We start from the raw sequence: 14,776 nt of genomic DNA on the forward strand, positions 1-14,776 counted from the left end.
ACTCGACAGGATTCGAACCTGTGACCGCTCGGTTCGTAGCCGAGTACTCTATCCAGCTGAGCTACGAGTGCATTTGTTGCGCCGCATTATAGCCCGTCTAATCTCTATTCCAACCACTTTTTCTATTAATTTCAACAACTTACAGAAAAAGCCAGATTACAACGTACTAAGCAAATAATGGCGGAGAACGGGGGATTCGAACCCCCGACACCCTTGTGAGGTGTACTCCCTTAGCAGGGGAGCGCCTTCGGCCACTCGGCCAGCTCTCCGCAACACGGGGCGTATCTTAACCAACCTTTTCCCCGTTTGCAAACATAAAAATCGATAAAAATTAATGGCTTGGTTCTTCGTCCTTCTCTTTCTTTATACGCAGATAGATTTCCTCACGGTGCACGGCCACCTCTTTCGGGGCGTTGACGCCGATACGCACTTGATTTCCTTTGACGCCGAGCACGGTCACGGTGATTTCGCCATCACCGATAATCAGGCTTTCTGCGCACCGACGAGTCAGAATCAGCATACCTTTCTCCTCACGCGAATCATTTCAGGGACAACAGTCTGCAAAAAAAAGGCACCCGACCTACAACCGGAGCGATCGTAGCCCTACATGCCTGAGTATTGACCAGCGCGAGCAAAAGAACAGTTCAGGGCTCGCGCCATTCAAAAAATAAAGGGCGCGGTCAGACCGCGCCCTTCATTGACCAGGATTACTCGCCCTGACGGGCCGGAGCGTCCAGTTCGAAAGCCGTGTGCAGGGCGCGCACGGCCAGTTCCAGGTACTTCTCTTCGATCACGACGGAAACCTTGATTTCCGAAGTCGAGATCATCTGGATGTTGATGCTTTCCTTAGCCAGGGATTCAAACATGCGGCTGGCCACACCTGCGTGGGAACGCATGCCGACGCCGACGATCGAGACCTTGGCAATCTTGGTGTCGCCGACGACTTCACGGGCACCGATCTCGCGAGCGGTGTTTTCCAGCACGGTCTGTGCGGCCTGGTAGTCGTTGCGGTGCACGGTGAAGGTGAAGTCGGTGGTGTTATCGTGCGCGACGTTCTGCACGATCATGTCGACTTCGATGTTCGCGGCACTGATCGGGCCGAGAATCTTGAACGCCACGCCCGGGGTGTCTGGCACGCCACGGATGGTCAGCTTGGCTTCATCGCGGTTGAAAGCGATGCCGGAAATGATCGGCTGTTCCATGGTTTCCTCTTCATCAATAGTAATGAGGGTGCCCGGACCCTCCTTGAAGCTGTGCAGTACGCGCAGCGGAACGTTGTACTTGCCGGCGAACTCCACCGCGCGGATCTGCAGCACCTTGGAACCGAGGCTGGCCATTTCCAGCATCTCTTCGAAGGTGATCTTGTCCAGACGCTGAGCGACCGATACCACACGCGGATCGGTGGTGTAGACACCATCGACGTCGGTGTAGATCTGGCATTCGTCCGCCTTCAACGCAGCGGCAAGCGCCACACCAGTGGTGTCGGAACCACCACGACCCAGGGTCGTGATGTTGCCGTGCTCGTCGACGCCCTGGAAACCTGCAACCACAACCACGCGGCCAGCCTTCAGGTCGCCGCGAATCTTCTGGTCATCAATCTGCAAGATACGCGCTTTATTGTGCGCACTGTCCGTCAGGATCCGCACCTGATTACCGGTGTACGACACCGCCGGCACACCACGCTTGATCAGCGCCATGGCCAACAGGGCAATCGTCACCTGCTCACCGGTGGAAACGATCACGTCCAGTTCACGCGGAACCGGTTGATCTTCGCCACTGATTTGCTTGGCCAGATCGATCAGACGGTTGGTTTCGCCGCTCATTGCAGACAGCACAACCACCAGGTCATCGCCGGCATCGCGGAATTTCTTAACCTTGTCGGCGACCTGCTCGATTCTCTCGACAGTGCCGACCGAGGTGCCTCCAAATTTCTGTACGATCAAAGCCATTTCAAAGCCGCCTCTGCCCATGAAGGGCGCCCAATAATCACTCAAACAGCCGCCGGGCCCGCCACTAGACTGCGGGCCCGACGGGCCGTCTTATAAACCCTGCTCGACGAATGGAACGGTCAGCGCCAGTGCGCCATCCAGTGCGCCGGCGTCGACACCGCCGCCCTGCGCCATGTCCGGACGACCACCGCCCTTCCCGCCCACTGCCGCAGCAGCCTGTTTCATCAAATCACCGGCTTTGAGTTGGCCAGTCAGGTCCTTGGTCACACCTGCAACCAGTACGACCTTTTCCTCATGGACACTGCCGAGCAGGATCACTGCGCGACCGAGTTTGTTTTTCAGCTGATCGACCAGCGCCAGCAGCGCCTTGCCGTCCTGACCATCCAGACGCACGGCCAGGACCTTCACGCCCTTGACGTCCACGGCCGAGGCCGACAGATCGTCGCCGGCAGCGGCGGCTGCCTTGGCCTGCAACTGCTCGAGCTGCTTTTCAAGCGCACGGTTGCGCTCCAGCACAGCCGACAGCTTGTCGATCAGGTTGTCGCGGCTGCCCTTGACCAGGCTGGCCGCTTCCTTGAGTTGTTCTTCCGCCGCGTTCAAGTAGGCCAGCGCCGCAGCGCCGGTGACCGCTTCGATACGACGCACACCCGATGCCACACCGCCTTCGCTGATGATTTTCAGCAGGCCGATGTCGCCGGTACGGTTGGCGTGGATACCGCCGCACAGCTCGACGGAGAAATCACCGCCCATGCTCAGCACGCGCACGTTGTCGCCGTACTTCTCGCCGAACAGCGCCATCGCGCCTTTCTGCTTGGCGGTTTCGATGTCGGTTTCTTCGGTTTCAACGGCGGAGTTCTTGCGGATCTCGGCGTTGACGATGTCTTCCAGCGCTTTGATTTGCTCAGGCTTGATCGCTTCAAAGTGGCTGAAGTCGAAACGCAGGCGCTGGCTATCAACCAACGAACCTTTCTGTTGAACATGCTCACCCAGCACCTGACGCAATGCAGCGTGCAGCAAGTGGGTGGCCGAGTGGTTCAACGAAGTCGCATGACGTACTTCGGCATCCACGTGGGCTTCCACTGGTGCGCCGATGAGCAGGCTGCCGGACGCCAGCACACCGTGGTGCAGGAACGCGCCGCCGGTCTTGGTGGTGTCGCGCACGTCGAAACGGCTGTTGCCGGCCTGCAGATAACCGCAGTCGCCCACCTGGCCGCCGGATTCAGCGTAGAACGGCGTCCGATTCAGAACGATCACCGCCTCTTCGCCTTCATTCAAGACGTCGACCGACTGGCCATCTTTATAGATAGCGACAATTTTCGCCGAACCGCTGGTGTCGGTGTAACCGGTGAACTCGGTGGCCACATCAACCTTGACCAGCGTGTTGTAGTCCAGACCGAACGAACTGGCCGAACGTGCACGAACACGCTGGGCTTCCATCTCGCGTTCGAAACCGACTTCGTCGATGGTCAGGCTGCGCTCGCGAGCGATGTCCGCGGTCAGGTCCATCGGGAAACCGTAGGTGTCGTAGAGTTTGAACACCACGTCACCCGGCACCACGGTGCCTTTGAGTTCCAGCAGATCCTGCTCGAGGATCTTCAAGCCGTGATCCAGAGTCTTCGAGAACTGCTCTTCCTCGGCCTTGAGCACGCGTTCGATGTTCGATTGCTGCTTCTTCAGTTCCGGGAACGCTTCGCCCATCTCGGCGACCAGCGCTGCAACGATCTTGTAGAAGAAGCTGCCAGTGGCGCCCAGCTTGTTACCGTGACGGCAGGCACGACGGATGATCCGGCGCAGCACGTAGCCACGGCCTTCGTTGGACGGCAGCACGCCGTCGGCGATCAGGAAACCGCACGAACGAATGTGGTCGGAAACAACCTTGAGCGAAGACTGGTCGCCATTTTCACAACCGATTGCCTCAGCCGAAGCTTTCAACAGGTTCTTGAACAGGTCGATGTCGTAGTTGGAATTGACGTGCTGCATCACCGCACTGATCCGCTCCAGGCCCATGCCGGTATCCACCGACGGCGCTGGCAACGGATGCAACACGCCGTCGGCGGTGCGGTTGAACTGCATGAACACGTTGTTCCAGATCTCGATGTAACGGTCGCCGTCTTCTTCCGGCGAACCCGGTGGGCCGCCCCAGATGTGGTCGCCGTGATCGTAGAAAATCTCGGTGCATGGGCCGCACGGGCCGGTATCGCCCATGGTCCAGAAGTTGTCGGATGCGTAAGGCGCGCCTTTGTTGTCGCCGATGCGGATCATGCGCTCGACCGGCACACCGACTTGTTGGGTCCAGATGTCATACGCTTCGTCGTCGGAGGCGTAGACGGTGACCCAGAGTTTTTCCTTCGGCAGTTTCAGGACACCGGTCAGGAACGTCCAGGCGAAGGTAATCGCGTCGTGCTTGAAATAGTCACCGAAGCTGAAGTTGCCCAGCATTTCGAAGAAGGTGTGGTGACGGGCGGTATAACCGACGTTTTCCAGGTCGCTGTTCTTGCCACCGGCACGCACGCATTTCTGGCTGCTGGTCGCACGGGTGTACGCGCGCTTTTCCTGGCCCAGGAAGCAGTCCTTGAACTGGTTCATCCCCGCGTTGGTGAACAGCAGGGTTGGGTCGTTGCCCGGAATCAAAGAGCTGGAGGCTACACGGGTGTGGCCTTGCTCTTCGAAGAAGCGAAGGAAGGCTTCACGGATTTCTGCGCTTTTCATTAGGTTCTTCCACGGAGGCTGCGGCCAAAGGCCTGTACGAAACGTCAACAGACGAAACGACGGCAAAGGGCCGCATTATATCGGCCCTGCGCGCGGGGTACAGCGTGTTTATACGATAGAAACGGTCAATTGAGGGGCTAACGCTGTCACTTGCGCGAAAACTCGACGAATGTCGCGATCACTTGCTCGATTTGCGAACGATTGACGTCCATGTGCGTGACCATCCGCAGACGGGCGGCAGCGCTCAATTTGATCCCGCGCTCGGCGGCAAACGCCTTGATCGCCTCGGCACGGTCGCCCATCTGCACGTAAACCATGTTGGTCTGCACCGGCTCGACGGTGAAACCGGCCGCACGCAAGCCTTCGGCCAGAAACTGCGCGTTGGCATGGTCATCCGCCAGGCGCTCGACGTTGTGATCCAGCGCGTACAGCCCCGCCGCCGCCAATAACCCGGCCTGACGCATGCCGCCGCCGACCATCTTGCGCAGGCGCCGCGCCTTGCCGATCAACTCGACCGAACCGCAAAGCACCGAGCCGACCGGTGCGCCGAGGCCTTTGGACAGGCACACCGACACCGAATCGAAGTGTTGCGTGATTTCCCGCGCATCGACCCCTAGCTTGACCGCCGCGTTGTACAGCCGCGCACCATCCAGATGCAGTTGCAGACCATTGTCCTGGGTGAACTGACGGGCCCGGGCCAGATACTCCAGCGGCAGCACTTTGCCTTGCATGGTGTTTTCCAGCGCCAGCAGACGGGTGCGGGCGAAGTGGAAGTCGTCAGGCTTGATCGCCGCCGCCACCTGATCCAGGTCCAGCGAGCCATCGGCCTGCACTTCCAGCGGCTGCGGCTGGATCGAACCGAGTACCGCTGCGCCACCGCCCTCGTACTTGTAGGTGTGCGCCTGCTGACCGACGATGTACTCGTCACCGCGTTCGCAATGCGCCATCAAGCCCAGCAGATTGCTCATGGTGCCCGTCGGGACGAACAGCGCCGCAGCAAAACCCAGCCGTTTTGCCAGTTCGGTTTCCAGACGATTGACCGTCGGATCTTCGCCATACACATCGTCACCGGTGGCCGCAGCGGTCATCGCGTCGAGCATGGCGGGAGTCGGTTGGGTGACGGTGTCGCTGCGAAGATCGATAACGCTCATGAACCTGGCCTCTGGTCAGCAGGGGAAATCCCTTTTCGAAGAGGAATTACTGCGGGCATGGCGCGGATTAATCAACCCTCGCGCAAGGAAAAGTCGTTTCCACGCTTCGAAAAATCCGATGGCAATCATCACAAAGGCGCAATGCACAGCCCACCGATCTGTGATAAAAACGCTGCGCCGCCCGATAAAGGGTGGCGAAACGTTCTCAGGGCGGGGTGCAATTCCCCACCGGCGGTAATTGCGCGCAATGCGCATAGCCCGCGAGCGCTTGGTGACGAGCACGGCAAAAACCGTGAGCGGCGGCAAGGTCAGCAGACCCGGTGTGATTCCGGGGCCGACGGTCATAGTCCGGATGAAGAGAGAACGGGATTGACGCCAAAGGGCCGTCCGCCGTGTTCGCGCGAGCGTGCGTACCCTTGAATCCCTTTCGATTCATAACGCCCTGTTTTTCACACAAACAGGAGTCAGAACATGCAACCCACCGCTATCGACAGCAAAAGCAAACACACTCACGGCGAGCGTGTCGCGTTCATCCAGGCCTGCTGGCACAAGGAAATCGTCGACCAGAGCCGTAAAGGCTTCCTCGCCGAAATGATCGCCCAGGGCTATCAGGAATCGGACATCGATTTCTTCGAAGTCGGCGGCGCCTTTGAAATGCCTCTGCACGCCAAGCTGCTGGCCAAGACCGGCCGTTATGCCGGTATCGTCGCGGCCGCCCTGGTGGTGGACGGCGGGATCTACCGTCACGAATTCGTCGCCCAGTCGGTCGTCAGCGGCCTGATGCAGGTTCAGCTGGAAACCGAAGTGCCGGTGTTCTCGGTATCGCTGACCCCGCACCACTTCCATGCCGGCGAAGAACACCAGAAGTTCTTCTTCGAGCATTTCGTGCACAAGGGTCAGGAAGCGGCGAAGACTTGCGCGGATACGCTGCAGAAAGTGCGTGCGTTGCGCCGCACCGAGCCGCGCGCCGTAGCGGTCTGATGCAATAACGATCTCCCCCGTGCGCCGCGCGGGGGAGATTCAGTGTCAGGCCAACTGCGCGTCAGTGGTCGGCACAATCAAAATGCCCGCCCGCAGGCCGTTCTTGACCTTGGGATTGGGGAAGATGATCCGCGCGCCCTGCTCCTCGATGATCCAGCGGGTATTGGCCAGGTCTTCGGCCAGCACATAACCCACATCCAGTTCCGAAAAGTTTTCGATGTCCGCCGGCAGGTTCAGGCGGAACGCATCGCTGTGCTTGATGATTTCCCGGGCCACGCTGAACAGTTGCAGACCGTCCAGGCCTTCTGTTGCCATCTCCGGCTCGGTGCCTTCGATGATCTGCTTCAGACGGGTTTCCAGCAGCGACACATTGACCCCGGCGTTCTGCCCGAACGGCCGCGCCTTGCCCAGTTCCAGTGTGAAGGACTCGGCATCGAGCTTGTCGTAGGTATAGGAACTGAACACGATCGACGGCTTGTTCTGCAACAGCACCGCCTCCATGCCGGCCGCGCGCAGACGGGCCAGCTCAAGACGGGAATGCTGGCGACCTTCCTTCCACGGATACAGGGCGAACTGCTCGATCTTCGAACCGCGAATCGCCGTGTGCAGGTCGTAGTGCAGACGCTGGCGATCCGGCACGCTGAAGAAGCTCGCCGCCAGGCGCTCCAGCTCGCAGGCGCGCAGGGCTTCGGATCCGCTGCTTTGTTCGTGACGGCCGTTGAACAGCCGATTGACGTCCTGCTCGATGAAACGCTCGCCCTTGCGAATCGCTTCCGGATTGCCGAACAGGAACAGAATGCGTGCGCGCGGCTTCAAGTCGCCGCGGGCGATGTCATGCAGCAACCGGTCGAGCAATTCGATCGGTGCCGTTTCGTTGCCGTGGATCCCTGCCGACAGCAGCAGATCCAGGCCATTGTCGCGTGCTTCGGGTGGCCGGACTTCCAGCGCACCCTCGCTCAACCAGCGCATGCGCACGCCTTCGACAGTCAGTTGAGTCTTCTCCGCCGGTTCGCGGCCGGCGAGGGTCAGTTCAAGCAGTTTGCCGAGGGCGAGCATAGAGCGGTTTCCTTAGTGGTCGTGGTTGCAATCCGGGCCGTGCACGTGACCGTCATCGTCGCCGAGGTCAGCCGGTTCCATCTCCAGTTGCAGACTTACCAGATTAGTCGCCAATGGGCGCAACAGCAGGTTGGCGTATTCAGCATCGCCTTCTTCGACGTCCACGCCGATCAACAGTTGGCCACGGCCGTCCTGCTGGATCCACAGCTCTTTGCCTTGCCACATGACCGCGACGCGGGTGCAGGAAGTTTCCAGTTGCTTGCCGTCGGTGTCTTCAAGGATCAGCCGCAGGGAATCGCTCATGTCTTTTTTACGCTCTGTTGGGGTGACAAGCCGCGCGCCGCGTTCAGGCGGCGCGCCGGCCATCAATTGATCTGGAATGGATAAACCGCGCCCAGTTTAAGGATTTGCGTCAGTTCATCCAGTGCCGTCCGGCATTCAAGCAGCAATTGCGGGTCCGCCAGATCGCTTTCGCTCAGGCGGTCGCGGTAGTGCTTTTCAACCCATGCGGTCAACGAACCGTACAACGGGGCGGTCATGATAACCCCTGGGTTGACGGCCGCCAGCTCGGTTTCGTTGAGCGCGACACGCAGTCGCAGGCACGCCGGGCCACCGCCGTTCTGCATGCTTTGCTTGAGGTCGAAGACTTTCACTTCGCGGATCAGGCCGCCGGAGCTGGTCAGGCCTTGCAGGTAGTTCCACACGCGCTCGTTGCCACGGCACTCTTCCGGCACGATCAGCAGCATCGAACCGTCAGGGCGCGACAGCAACTGGCTGTTGAACAGGTAGGAACGCACCGCGTCGTCCACGGTGACCGCCGAGCGTGGCACGCAGACCGACTGGAACTTGCCGCCGACCTTGGCCAGCTTGGTTTGCAACTCGGCCAGCATCTGCTCGGTGTCGAGGAACGCGTCCTCGTGATAGAACAGCACCTCGCCGTTGCCCACCGCGATCACGTCGTTGTGGAACACGCCCTGATCGATCACCGCCGGATTCTGCTGCGCGTAGACCACGCCGTCGTCACGCAGGCCGTGCAGACGAGCGACTGCTTGCGACGCTTCGAGGGTCTGGCGCGCAGGGTATTTCTGCGGCGCCGGGTAACGGGTGTCGAACGCACTGCGACCGAACACGAAGAACTCGACGCCAGCCTCGCCATACTCACGGCAGAAACGCGTGTGGTTCGCTGCGCCCTCGTCACCGAACTGCGCGACCGCCGGCAATGCCGCGTGGTGAGCGAAGTGCTGTTGATCGGCGAACATCGCACCCAGCACACGGCTGGTGGTCGGGTGCTCGATGCTGCGGTGATATTTGCAATTGAGGTTGGCGGCGGTGAAATGCACGCGACCGTCAGCGGTGTCGGCACTCGGGCTGACCGTGGCGGCGTTGGCCACCCACATGCTCGACGCCGAGCAACTGGCGACCAGCAGCGGCATCGCGTCTTTCGCGGCGCGCTCGATGACCTGGGCGTCGGTGCCGCTGAAACCCAGACGGCGCAGAGCAGCCACGTCCGGACGCTCCTGCGGTGCGAGAACGCCCTGCTGAAAGCCCATTTCCATCAGCGCTTTCATTTTCGCCAGGCCTTGCAGCGCCGCCTCCTTCGGATTCGAGGACTGCTGGCTGTTGCTCTGGGACGCAACGTTGCCGTAGGACAGACCACCGTAGTTATGGGTCGGCCCCACTAGACCGTCAAAATTGACTTCATAGGATTTCATCAGCGAGGCTCCACGAGAATCTGTTTTTATAGGCATCAAATAACAATCGAGTGCAATCGAGGCGCGACGCGCCTCACGCCATCTTCACGCCAGGCGTCAGGGCCGCCGGCATCACCAGGCTCGGGGTTTCCAGCGAGGCCACCGGGTACGCGCAGTAATCCGCCGCGTAGTAGGCACTGGCGCGGTGGTTGCCTGAAGCGCCGACACCGCCGAACGGCGCGCTGCTCGCAGCACCCGTCAGCTGTTTGTTCCAGTTGACGATACCGGCACGGCTTTCCAGCCAGAACTGCTGGTAGCGCTCTTCGGAATCCGACAGCAGGCCAGCGGCCAGACCAAACGCGGTGTCGTTGGCTTCGGCAATCGCCGCCGCGAAATCGGCGTAGCGGATCACTTGCAGCAACGGGCCGAACAGTTCTTCGTCGGAGCGATCGGCAACCGCCGTCACATCAACGATGCCCGGGGTCAGCAGCGCCGACTGCGCCTGTGGCTGAGTCATTGCCAGCAGCGACACCGCGCCGTTAGCCAGCAGATGCGCCTGGGCATCCATCAACGCTTTCGCAGCGCCGAGGGAAACCACCGAACCCATGAATGGGGCCGGTTGCTGATCGAACGCACCGACTTCGATGGTCGAGCTGACGTCCACCAGACGCTTGAGCAGGCTGTCGCCCCACGCGCCTTGCGGCACCAGCAGACGACGGGCGCAAGTGCAACGCTGACCGGCAGAAATGAACGCCGACTGAATGATCGTGTACACCGCCGCATCAAGATCAGCGACCTGATCGACCACCAGCGGGTTGTTGCCGCCCATTTCCAGCGCCAGGATCTTGTCCGGACGACCGGCGAACTGCTGATGCAGATGATTGCCGGTACGGCTGGAACCGGTGAAGAACAGACCGTCGATGCCCGGGTTCGCCGCCAGCGCGATACCGGTTTCACGGGCGCCTTGCAGCAAATTCAGCACACCGGCCGGCAAGCCGGCTTCGATCCAGCACTTGACCGTCAGCTCGGCGACTTTCGGCGTCAGCTCGCTTGGCTTGAACAGCACGCTGTTACCGGCCAGCAGCGCCGGCACGATGTGGCCGTTCGGCAAATGGCCGGGGAAGTTGTAAGGGCCGAACACCGCCACCACGCCGTGCGGCTTGTGGCGCAATACGGCGGTGGCGTCGCCCAGCGGGCCGCTCTTCTCGCCGGTGCGTTCACGGTAGCTTTGCACCGAGATCGCGATCTTGTTGACCATGCTGGTGACTTCGGTCGCAGCTTCCCACAGCGGTTTGCCGGTTTCCTCACCGATGGTGCGGGCCAACTCGTCGGCGTGGTTTTTCAGCGCGGCGGCGAAAGCTTCGAGCACACTGATGCGCTCTTCCAGGGTACGACGGGCCCAGCCCGGGAACGCCTGACGCGCAGCTTGCACGGCGGATTCGACCTGAGCGGCGGTGGCGCCCTCCCCCGACCACAGCACTTGCTGGGTCACCGGGTTCAGCGATTGAAAGGCCTCGCCCTGACCGGCCAGCCACTCACCTGCGATGTATAGCGAATTCATTATTTCGACTCCCGGGCAGCGGACAACGCCACGGCGCGAACCTGATCGCCAGCGTTGAGTTGAAGACGTTTGGCGGTCAGCGGATCGACCACCAGGGTGCCGGCGGCCAGACGGGCCGGTGCAGCCGTGATGCGGCAGTCTTCGCGTTTGCGGTTATGGATGATGAACGGCGTGGCGTCGTCGCCCGGCGTGCCAATGGCCAGCACCAGCGCCTCGCTGTCACGCACTGCGCGGATCTTGCTGGTCTCGCACTCGATGGCCGGGCCGGCGTCGAAGATGTCGACGTAACCCTGATAGCTGAAGCCTTCGCTCTTGAGCATCGCCAGCGCCGGCTCGGTGTCCGGGTGCACCTGACCGATGACGTTGCGCGCGTCCGGCGACAGGAAGCAGGTGTACAGCGGGAATTTCGGCATCAGTTCGGCGATGAATGCCTTGTTACCGACGCCGGTCAGGTAATCGGCCTGGCTGAATTCCATCTTGAAGAAGTGACGGCCCAGGCTCTCCCAGAACGGCGAACGACCGGCTTCATCGGATACACCGCGCATCTCGGCGATGATCTTGTTGCCGAACAGTTCCGGGAACTCGGCGATGAACAGCATCCGCGCCTTGGACAGCATGCGACCGTTGAGACCGGTGCGGTAGTCGGCGTGCAGGAACAGCGAGCACAGCTCGGAGTTGCCGGTCAGGTCATTAGCCAGGAACAGCGTCGGGATCTCGCGATAGATGTTCAGCTCCTGCGAGGCGCTGACGGTCAGGCCGACGCGGAAGTTGTACCAAGGCTCGCGCAGGCCGACGGCGCCGGCGATGGCGGAGATCCCCACCACGCGACCGTTGTCGTCTTCGAGCACGAACAGGTAGTCCGCGTCGCCACGGCCGGCTTCACCGCGAAAGGTCTTCTCGGCCCAGCCGACCCGGTGGGTCAGGCGCTCTTCGTTGGCCGGCAAGGTGGTCAGGCCGGTACCGGTGCTGCGGGCCAGGTCGATCAGAGCGGATAAATCGCTGCTGCGTACGGGACGAACAATCATGCTATCTCCTCAAACGGGCCGCCGTGGCCACCCGTGAAACTCGCTAAGGCGTTAAACCGCCACCAGGCGCACGCTGGCACCTTCACCGACGCCCAGGGCTTCGGCCGCTTCCAGATCCAGGGTCACCGGTTTGCCCGGCGCGTAGTCCAGTTCCAGCAATACCGCGCGGTAATCCTGCAACTGGGCATTGGCCACCAGATACTGGCGCCCGGCACCTTTGACCGGCTCACCGATCTTCACCGGCACCACACGGCTCTGGGCGATCGAACGGATCCCCGAAACACGCGCATGCAGGGTCGGACCACCGTCGAAAATGTCGATGTAGTGATCGGTCTCGAAGCCTTCGCGCATCAGGATGTCGAAGGTGATCTGCGCACGCGGGTGCACCTGGCCCATCGCTTCCTGAGCGGAGTCCGGCAGCAGCGGCACGTAGATCGGGTAATGCGGCATCAGCTCGGCGAGGAACGTGCGGCTTTTCAGGCCACACAGACGCTCGGCCTCGGCGTAGTTCAAGTCGAAGAAGTTGCGACCGATAGCGTCCCAGAAAGGCGAGTCGCCGTTTTCGTCGCTGTAACCGACGATCTCGGTCACCACCGAATCGGCGAAACGCTCCGGGTGGCTGGCGACGAACAACAGACGGCCCCGGGAGTTGAGCTCCGAGAACGGCGAACCCACCAGCTCGCGCTGCACGTAGAAACTGGTCAGCAAGCTGTTGCCGGTCAGGTCGTGGCATTGCGAGAGCACGTGAATCTTGTTGTGGATCTTCAGCTCGCGGGAGGCGTGCACGAAGGTCTCGTTGCGAAAGCTATAGAACGGCTCGGAATAACCGGCCGACGCGACGATCGCCGAGCAGCCCACCAGTTTGCCGGTGGCGGTGTCTTCGAGGACGAAGAAGTAACTCTCTTCACCGTTGAAACTCACTTCGGCAGCAAACGAGGCTTCGCTCGCGGCGATCTTGTCGCTCAGGCGTTCTACGTCATCCGGCAAGGAAGTGACACCAATCGGGCTGTCCGCAGCCAGACGCTGTACCTCGCCCAGATCAGCCATTTGCGCGGGGCGCATCACCAGCATGGTGTCACTCCTTTCTCTACTTCAGGTCGGCGAAAGCGCCGACTCGGGAAAAAAATGCCGGGCAGGCCCGGCACAGGAAATTTGTCCCGGCGCCTGTCGATGACGACAGGCGCCGGGCGGTCTTGCATGAATCAGGCTTGCGTCAGTTTCGCCGCAGCACGTTCGAAGCGATCCAGACCAGCGTCGATATCCGCGTCCTCAACCACCAGGCTCGGGGCGAAACGGATCACGTCCGGACCCGCCTGCAGAATCATCAGGCCTTCTTTTTCAGCGGCGTTGAAGATGTCCTTGGCCTTGCCTTTCCAGGCATCGCTCAGCACGCAACCGATCAGCAGACCGAGGCCACGCACCTGGGTGAACAGGCCGTACTTCTCGCCGATCTGTTGCAGGCGGGTCTTGAACTTGTCGTGCTTGGCGTTGACGCCGTTCAGCACCTCAGGGGTGTTGATCACGTCGATCACCGCTTCGGCTACGGCGCATGCCAGCGGGTTGCCGCCGTAAGTGGTGCCGTGAGTGCCGACAACCAGATGTTTGGCCAGCGCTTCAGTGGTCAGCATCGCGGCGATCGGGAAACCGCCGCCCAGGCTCTTGGCGCTGGTCAGGATGTCCGGAACCACACCGTAATGCTGGTAGGCGAACAGGTTGCCGGTGCGGCCCATGCCGGTCTGCACTTCGTCGAACACCAGCAGCGCGTTGTTCGCGTCGCACAGTTCACGGGCACCTTGCAGGTAAGCCAGCTCGGCCGGCAGTACGCCGCCCTCGCCCTGGATCGGTTCCAGAACGACCGCGCAGGTCTTGTCCGAAACAGCGGCTTTCAGTGCCGCCAGATCGTTGTACGGCACGTGGGTGATGCCGGTGATTTTCGGGCCGAAACCGTCGGAGTACTTCGACTGGCCACCGACGTTCACGGTGAACAGGGTGCGGCCGTGGAAGCTGTTGAGCGCGGCGATGATTTCGTACTTCTCGGTGCCGAAACGATCAAACGCAACGCGACGGGCCAGCTTGAAAGCGGCCTCGTTGGCTTCGGCGCCGGAGTTGCAGAAGAACACGCGCTCGGCAAACGTGGCGTCGATCAGCTTGTGCGCCAGACGCAGGGCCGGTTCGTTGGTGAACACGTTGGAAACGTGCCACAGCTTGTTCGCTTGCTCGGTCAAGGCACCGACCAGCGCCGGATGCGCGTGACCCAATACGTTGACGGCGATGCCGCCGGCGAAGTCGATCAGCTCGCGGCCGGCCTGGTCCCAGACGCGGGAACCGGCGCCACGCACCGGAATGAAAGCGGCAGGCGCGTAGTTGGGAACCATAACCTGGTCGAAATCGGCGCGTTGTACCGCAGCGTGCTCAACGGACATCGGAGTCTCCTGATGAGGGCCACCCGCCTGAAACTGGCGAGCGATGGGGGGATTGTAAGGACAGTTTTCAGCCCGGCCTTGCCGCCAAGCGACAACTTCTTATAGCGCAAACCCCGGTTTTTCCCGGGTTTACGGCAATGCGACATATAGCGTCGCAAAGGCGCAGTTTAAACTGCCGCCGGCCATTGCAGCAGTCCTGCGAGCTTATCAATTACGAAGGCGATGCCTGT

General features: G+C 61.1%; 12 protein-coding genes, 2 tRNA genes and 1 riboswitch. Of the genes, 1 reads left to right on the plus strand and 13 read right to left on the minus strand.

Features of this window, described 5'->3' with window-relative positions; all coding sequences use genetic code 11:
* The 6 genes from AC07VV_RS20930 to ltaE all read right to left on the minus strand — a co-directional run bounded on the left by AC07VV_RS20930 (nucleotide 1) and on the right by ltaE (nucleotide 5,809).
* Nucleotides 1-71: transfer RNA gene (locus AC07VV_RS20930), tRNA-Arg, on the minus strand.
* 107 nt (nucleotides 72-178) lie between these two features.
* Nucleotides 179-269, minus strand: a tRNA-Ser gene (locus AC07VV_RS20935).
* A 62-nt stretch (nucleotides 270-331) separates the two neighbouring features.
* On the minus strand, nucleotides 332-520 hold the full coding sequence (csrA, locus tag AC07VV_RS20940; protein WP_002554426.1) for a carbon storage regulator CsrA: 189 nt from the start codon (nucleotides 518-520) through the stop codon (nucleotides 332-334).
* Between the two features lie 187 nt (nucleotides 521-707).
* Nucleotides 708-1,949, minus strand: coding sequence for an aspartate kinase (locus AC07VV_RS20945; protein ID WP_096818090.1), 1,242 nt, complete (start codon nucleotides 1,947-1,949; stop codon nucleotides 708-710).
* 90 nt (nucleotides 1,950-2,039) lie between these two features.
* On the minus strand, nucleotides 2,040-4,658 hold the full coding sequence (alaS, locus tag AC07VV_RS20950; protein WP_495037363.1) for an alanine--tRNA ligase: 2,619 nt from the start codon (nucleotides 4,656-4,658) through the stop codon (nucleotides 2,040-2,042).
* A gap of 146 nt (nucleotides 4,659-4,804) precedes the next feature.
* Nucleotides 4,805-5,809, minus strand: coding sequence for a low-specificity L-threonine aldolase (ltaE, locus tag AC07VV_RS20955; protein WP_495037364.1), 1,005 nt, complete (start codon nucleotides 5,807-5,809; stop codon nucleotides 4,805-4,807).
* Between the two features lie 197 nt (nucleotides 5,810-6,006).
* Nucleotides 6,007-6,178, plus strand: a riboswitch (FMN riboswitch).
* A gap of 102 nt (nucleotides 6,179-6,280) precedes the next feature.
* Between ltaE and AC07VV_RS20960 the strand changes: the two genes are divergently transcribed.
* Complete coding sequence (locus AC07VV_RS20960) at nucleotides 6,281-6,790, plus strand: 6,7-dimethyl-8-ribityllumazine synthase (RefSeq protein ID WP_011335530.1); 510 nt, start codon at nucleotides 6,281-6,283, stop codon at nucleotides 6,788-6,790.
* Between the two features lie 45 nt (nucleotides 6,791-6,835).
* On the opposite strand, the gene astE is transcribed toward AC07VV_RS20960, so the two are convergent.
* From astE to AC07VV_RS20995, 7 genes are all read right to left on the minus strand, one after another.
* On the minus strand, nucleotides 6,836-7,846 hold the full coding sequence (astE, locus tag AC07VV_RS20965) for a succinylglutamate desuccinylase (protein WP_495037365.1): 1,011 nt from the start codon (nucleotides 7,844-7,846) through the stop codon (nucleotides 6,836-6,838).
* A gap of 12 nt (nucleotides 7,847-7,858) precedes the next feature.
* Nucleotides 7,859-8,149: a topoisomerase II gene (locus AC07VV_RS20970; protein WP_192558776.1), complete on the minus strand. Its 291-nt coding sequence runs from the start codon at nucleotides 8,147-8,149 to the stop codon at nucleotides 7,859-7,861.
* Nucleotides 8,150-8,211: 62 nt separating this feature from the next.
* Nucleotides 8,212-9,558 (minus strand): N-succinylarginine dihydrolase, encoded by a 1,347-nt coding sequence (gene astB / locus AC07VV_RS20975; RefSeq protein WP_495037366.1) that lies wholly within the window; start codon nucleotides 9,556-9,558, stop codon nucleotides 8,212-8,214.
* Nucleotides 9,559-9,631: 73 nt separating this feature from the next.
* Nucleotides 9,632-11,101, minus strand: coding sequence for a succinylglutamate-semialdehyde dehydrogenase (gene astD, locus AC07VV_RS20980; protein WP_173861371.1), 1,470 nt, complete (start codon nucleotides 11,099-11,101; stop codon nucleotides 9,632-9,634).
* Nucleotides 11,098-12,123, minus strand: coding sequence for an arginine N-succinyltransferase (gene astA / locus AC07VV_RS20985; RefSeq protein ID WP_027612638.1), 1,026 nt, complete (start codon nucleotides 12,121-12,123; stop codon nucleotides 11,098-11,100). Before astA ends, astD begins: the two co-directional genes overlap by 4 nt.
* 51 nt (nucleotides 12,124-12,174) lie before the next feature.
* Nucleotides 12,175-13,194, minus strand: coding sequence for an arginine/ornithine succinyltransferase subunit alpha (gene aruF / locus AC07VV_RS20990; protein WP_096818103.1), 1,020 nt, complete (start codon nucleotides 13,192-13,194; stop codon nucleotides 12,175-12,177).
* A 131-nt stretch (nucleotides 13,195-13,325) separates the two neighbouring features.
* Nucleotides 13,326-14,546 (minus strand): aspartate aminotransferase family protein, encoded by a 1,221-nt coding sequence (locus AC07VV_RS20995; RefSeq protein ID WP_096818105.1) that lies wholly within the window; start codon nucleotides 14,544-14,546, stop codon nucleotides 13,326-13,328.
* Nucleotides 14,547-14,776 lie beyond the last annotated feature (230 nt).

Source organism: Pseudomonas sp. GW821-FHT02C04, assembly GCF_059421845.1.

Coding starts and splice junctions, on each gene's coding strand:
- csrA (WP_002554426.1), bottom strand. CDS start 520: ATGCTGATTCTGACTCGTCGGTGCGCAGAAAGCCTGATTATCGGTGAT.
- AC07VV_RS20945 (WP_096818090.1), bottom strand. CDS start 1,949: ATGGCTTTGATCGTACAGAAATTTGGAGGCACCTCGGTCGGCACTGTC.
- alaS (WP_495037363.1), bottom strand. CDS start 4,658: ATGAAAAGCGCAGAAATCCGTGAAGCCTTCCTTCGCTTCTTCGAAGAG.
- ltaE (WP_495037364.1), bottom strand. CDS start 5,809: ATGAGCGTTATCGATCTTCGCAGCGACACCGTCACCCAACCGACTCCC.
- AC07VV_RS20960 (WP_011335530.1), top strand. CDS start 6,281: ATGCAACCCACCGCTATCGACAGCAAAAGCAAACACACTCACGGCGAG.
- astE (WP_495037365.1), bottom strand. CDS start 7,846: ATGCTCGCCCTCGGCAAACTGCTTGAACTGACCCTCGCCGGCCGCGAA.
- AC07VV_RS20970 (WP_192558776.1), bottom strand. CDS start 8,149: ATGAGCGATTCCCTGCGGCTGATCCTTGAAGACACCGACGGCAAGCAA.
- astB (WP_495037366.1), bottom strand. CDS start 9,558: ATGAAATCCTATGAAGTCAATTTTGACGGTCTAGTGGGGCCGACCCAT.
- astA (WP_027612638.1), bottom strand. CDS start 12,123: ATGATTGTTCGTCCCGTACGCAGCAGCGATTTATCCGCTCTGATCGAC.
- aruF (WP_096818103.1), bottom strand. CDS start 13,194: ATGCTGGTGATGCGCCCCGCGCAAATGGCTGATCTGGGCGAGGTACAG.
- AC07VV_RS20995 (WP_096818105.1), bottom strand. CDS start 14,546: ATGTCCGTTGAGCACGCTGCGGTACAACGCGCCGATTTCGACCAGGTT.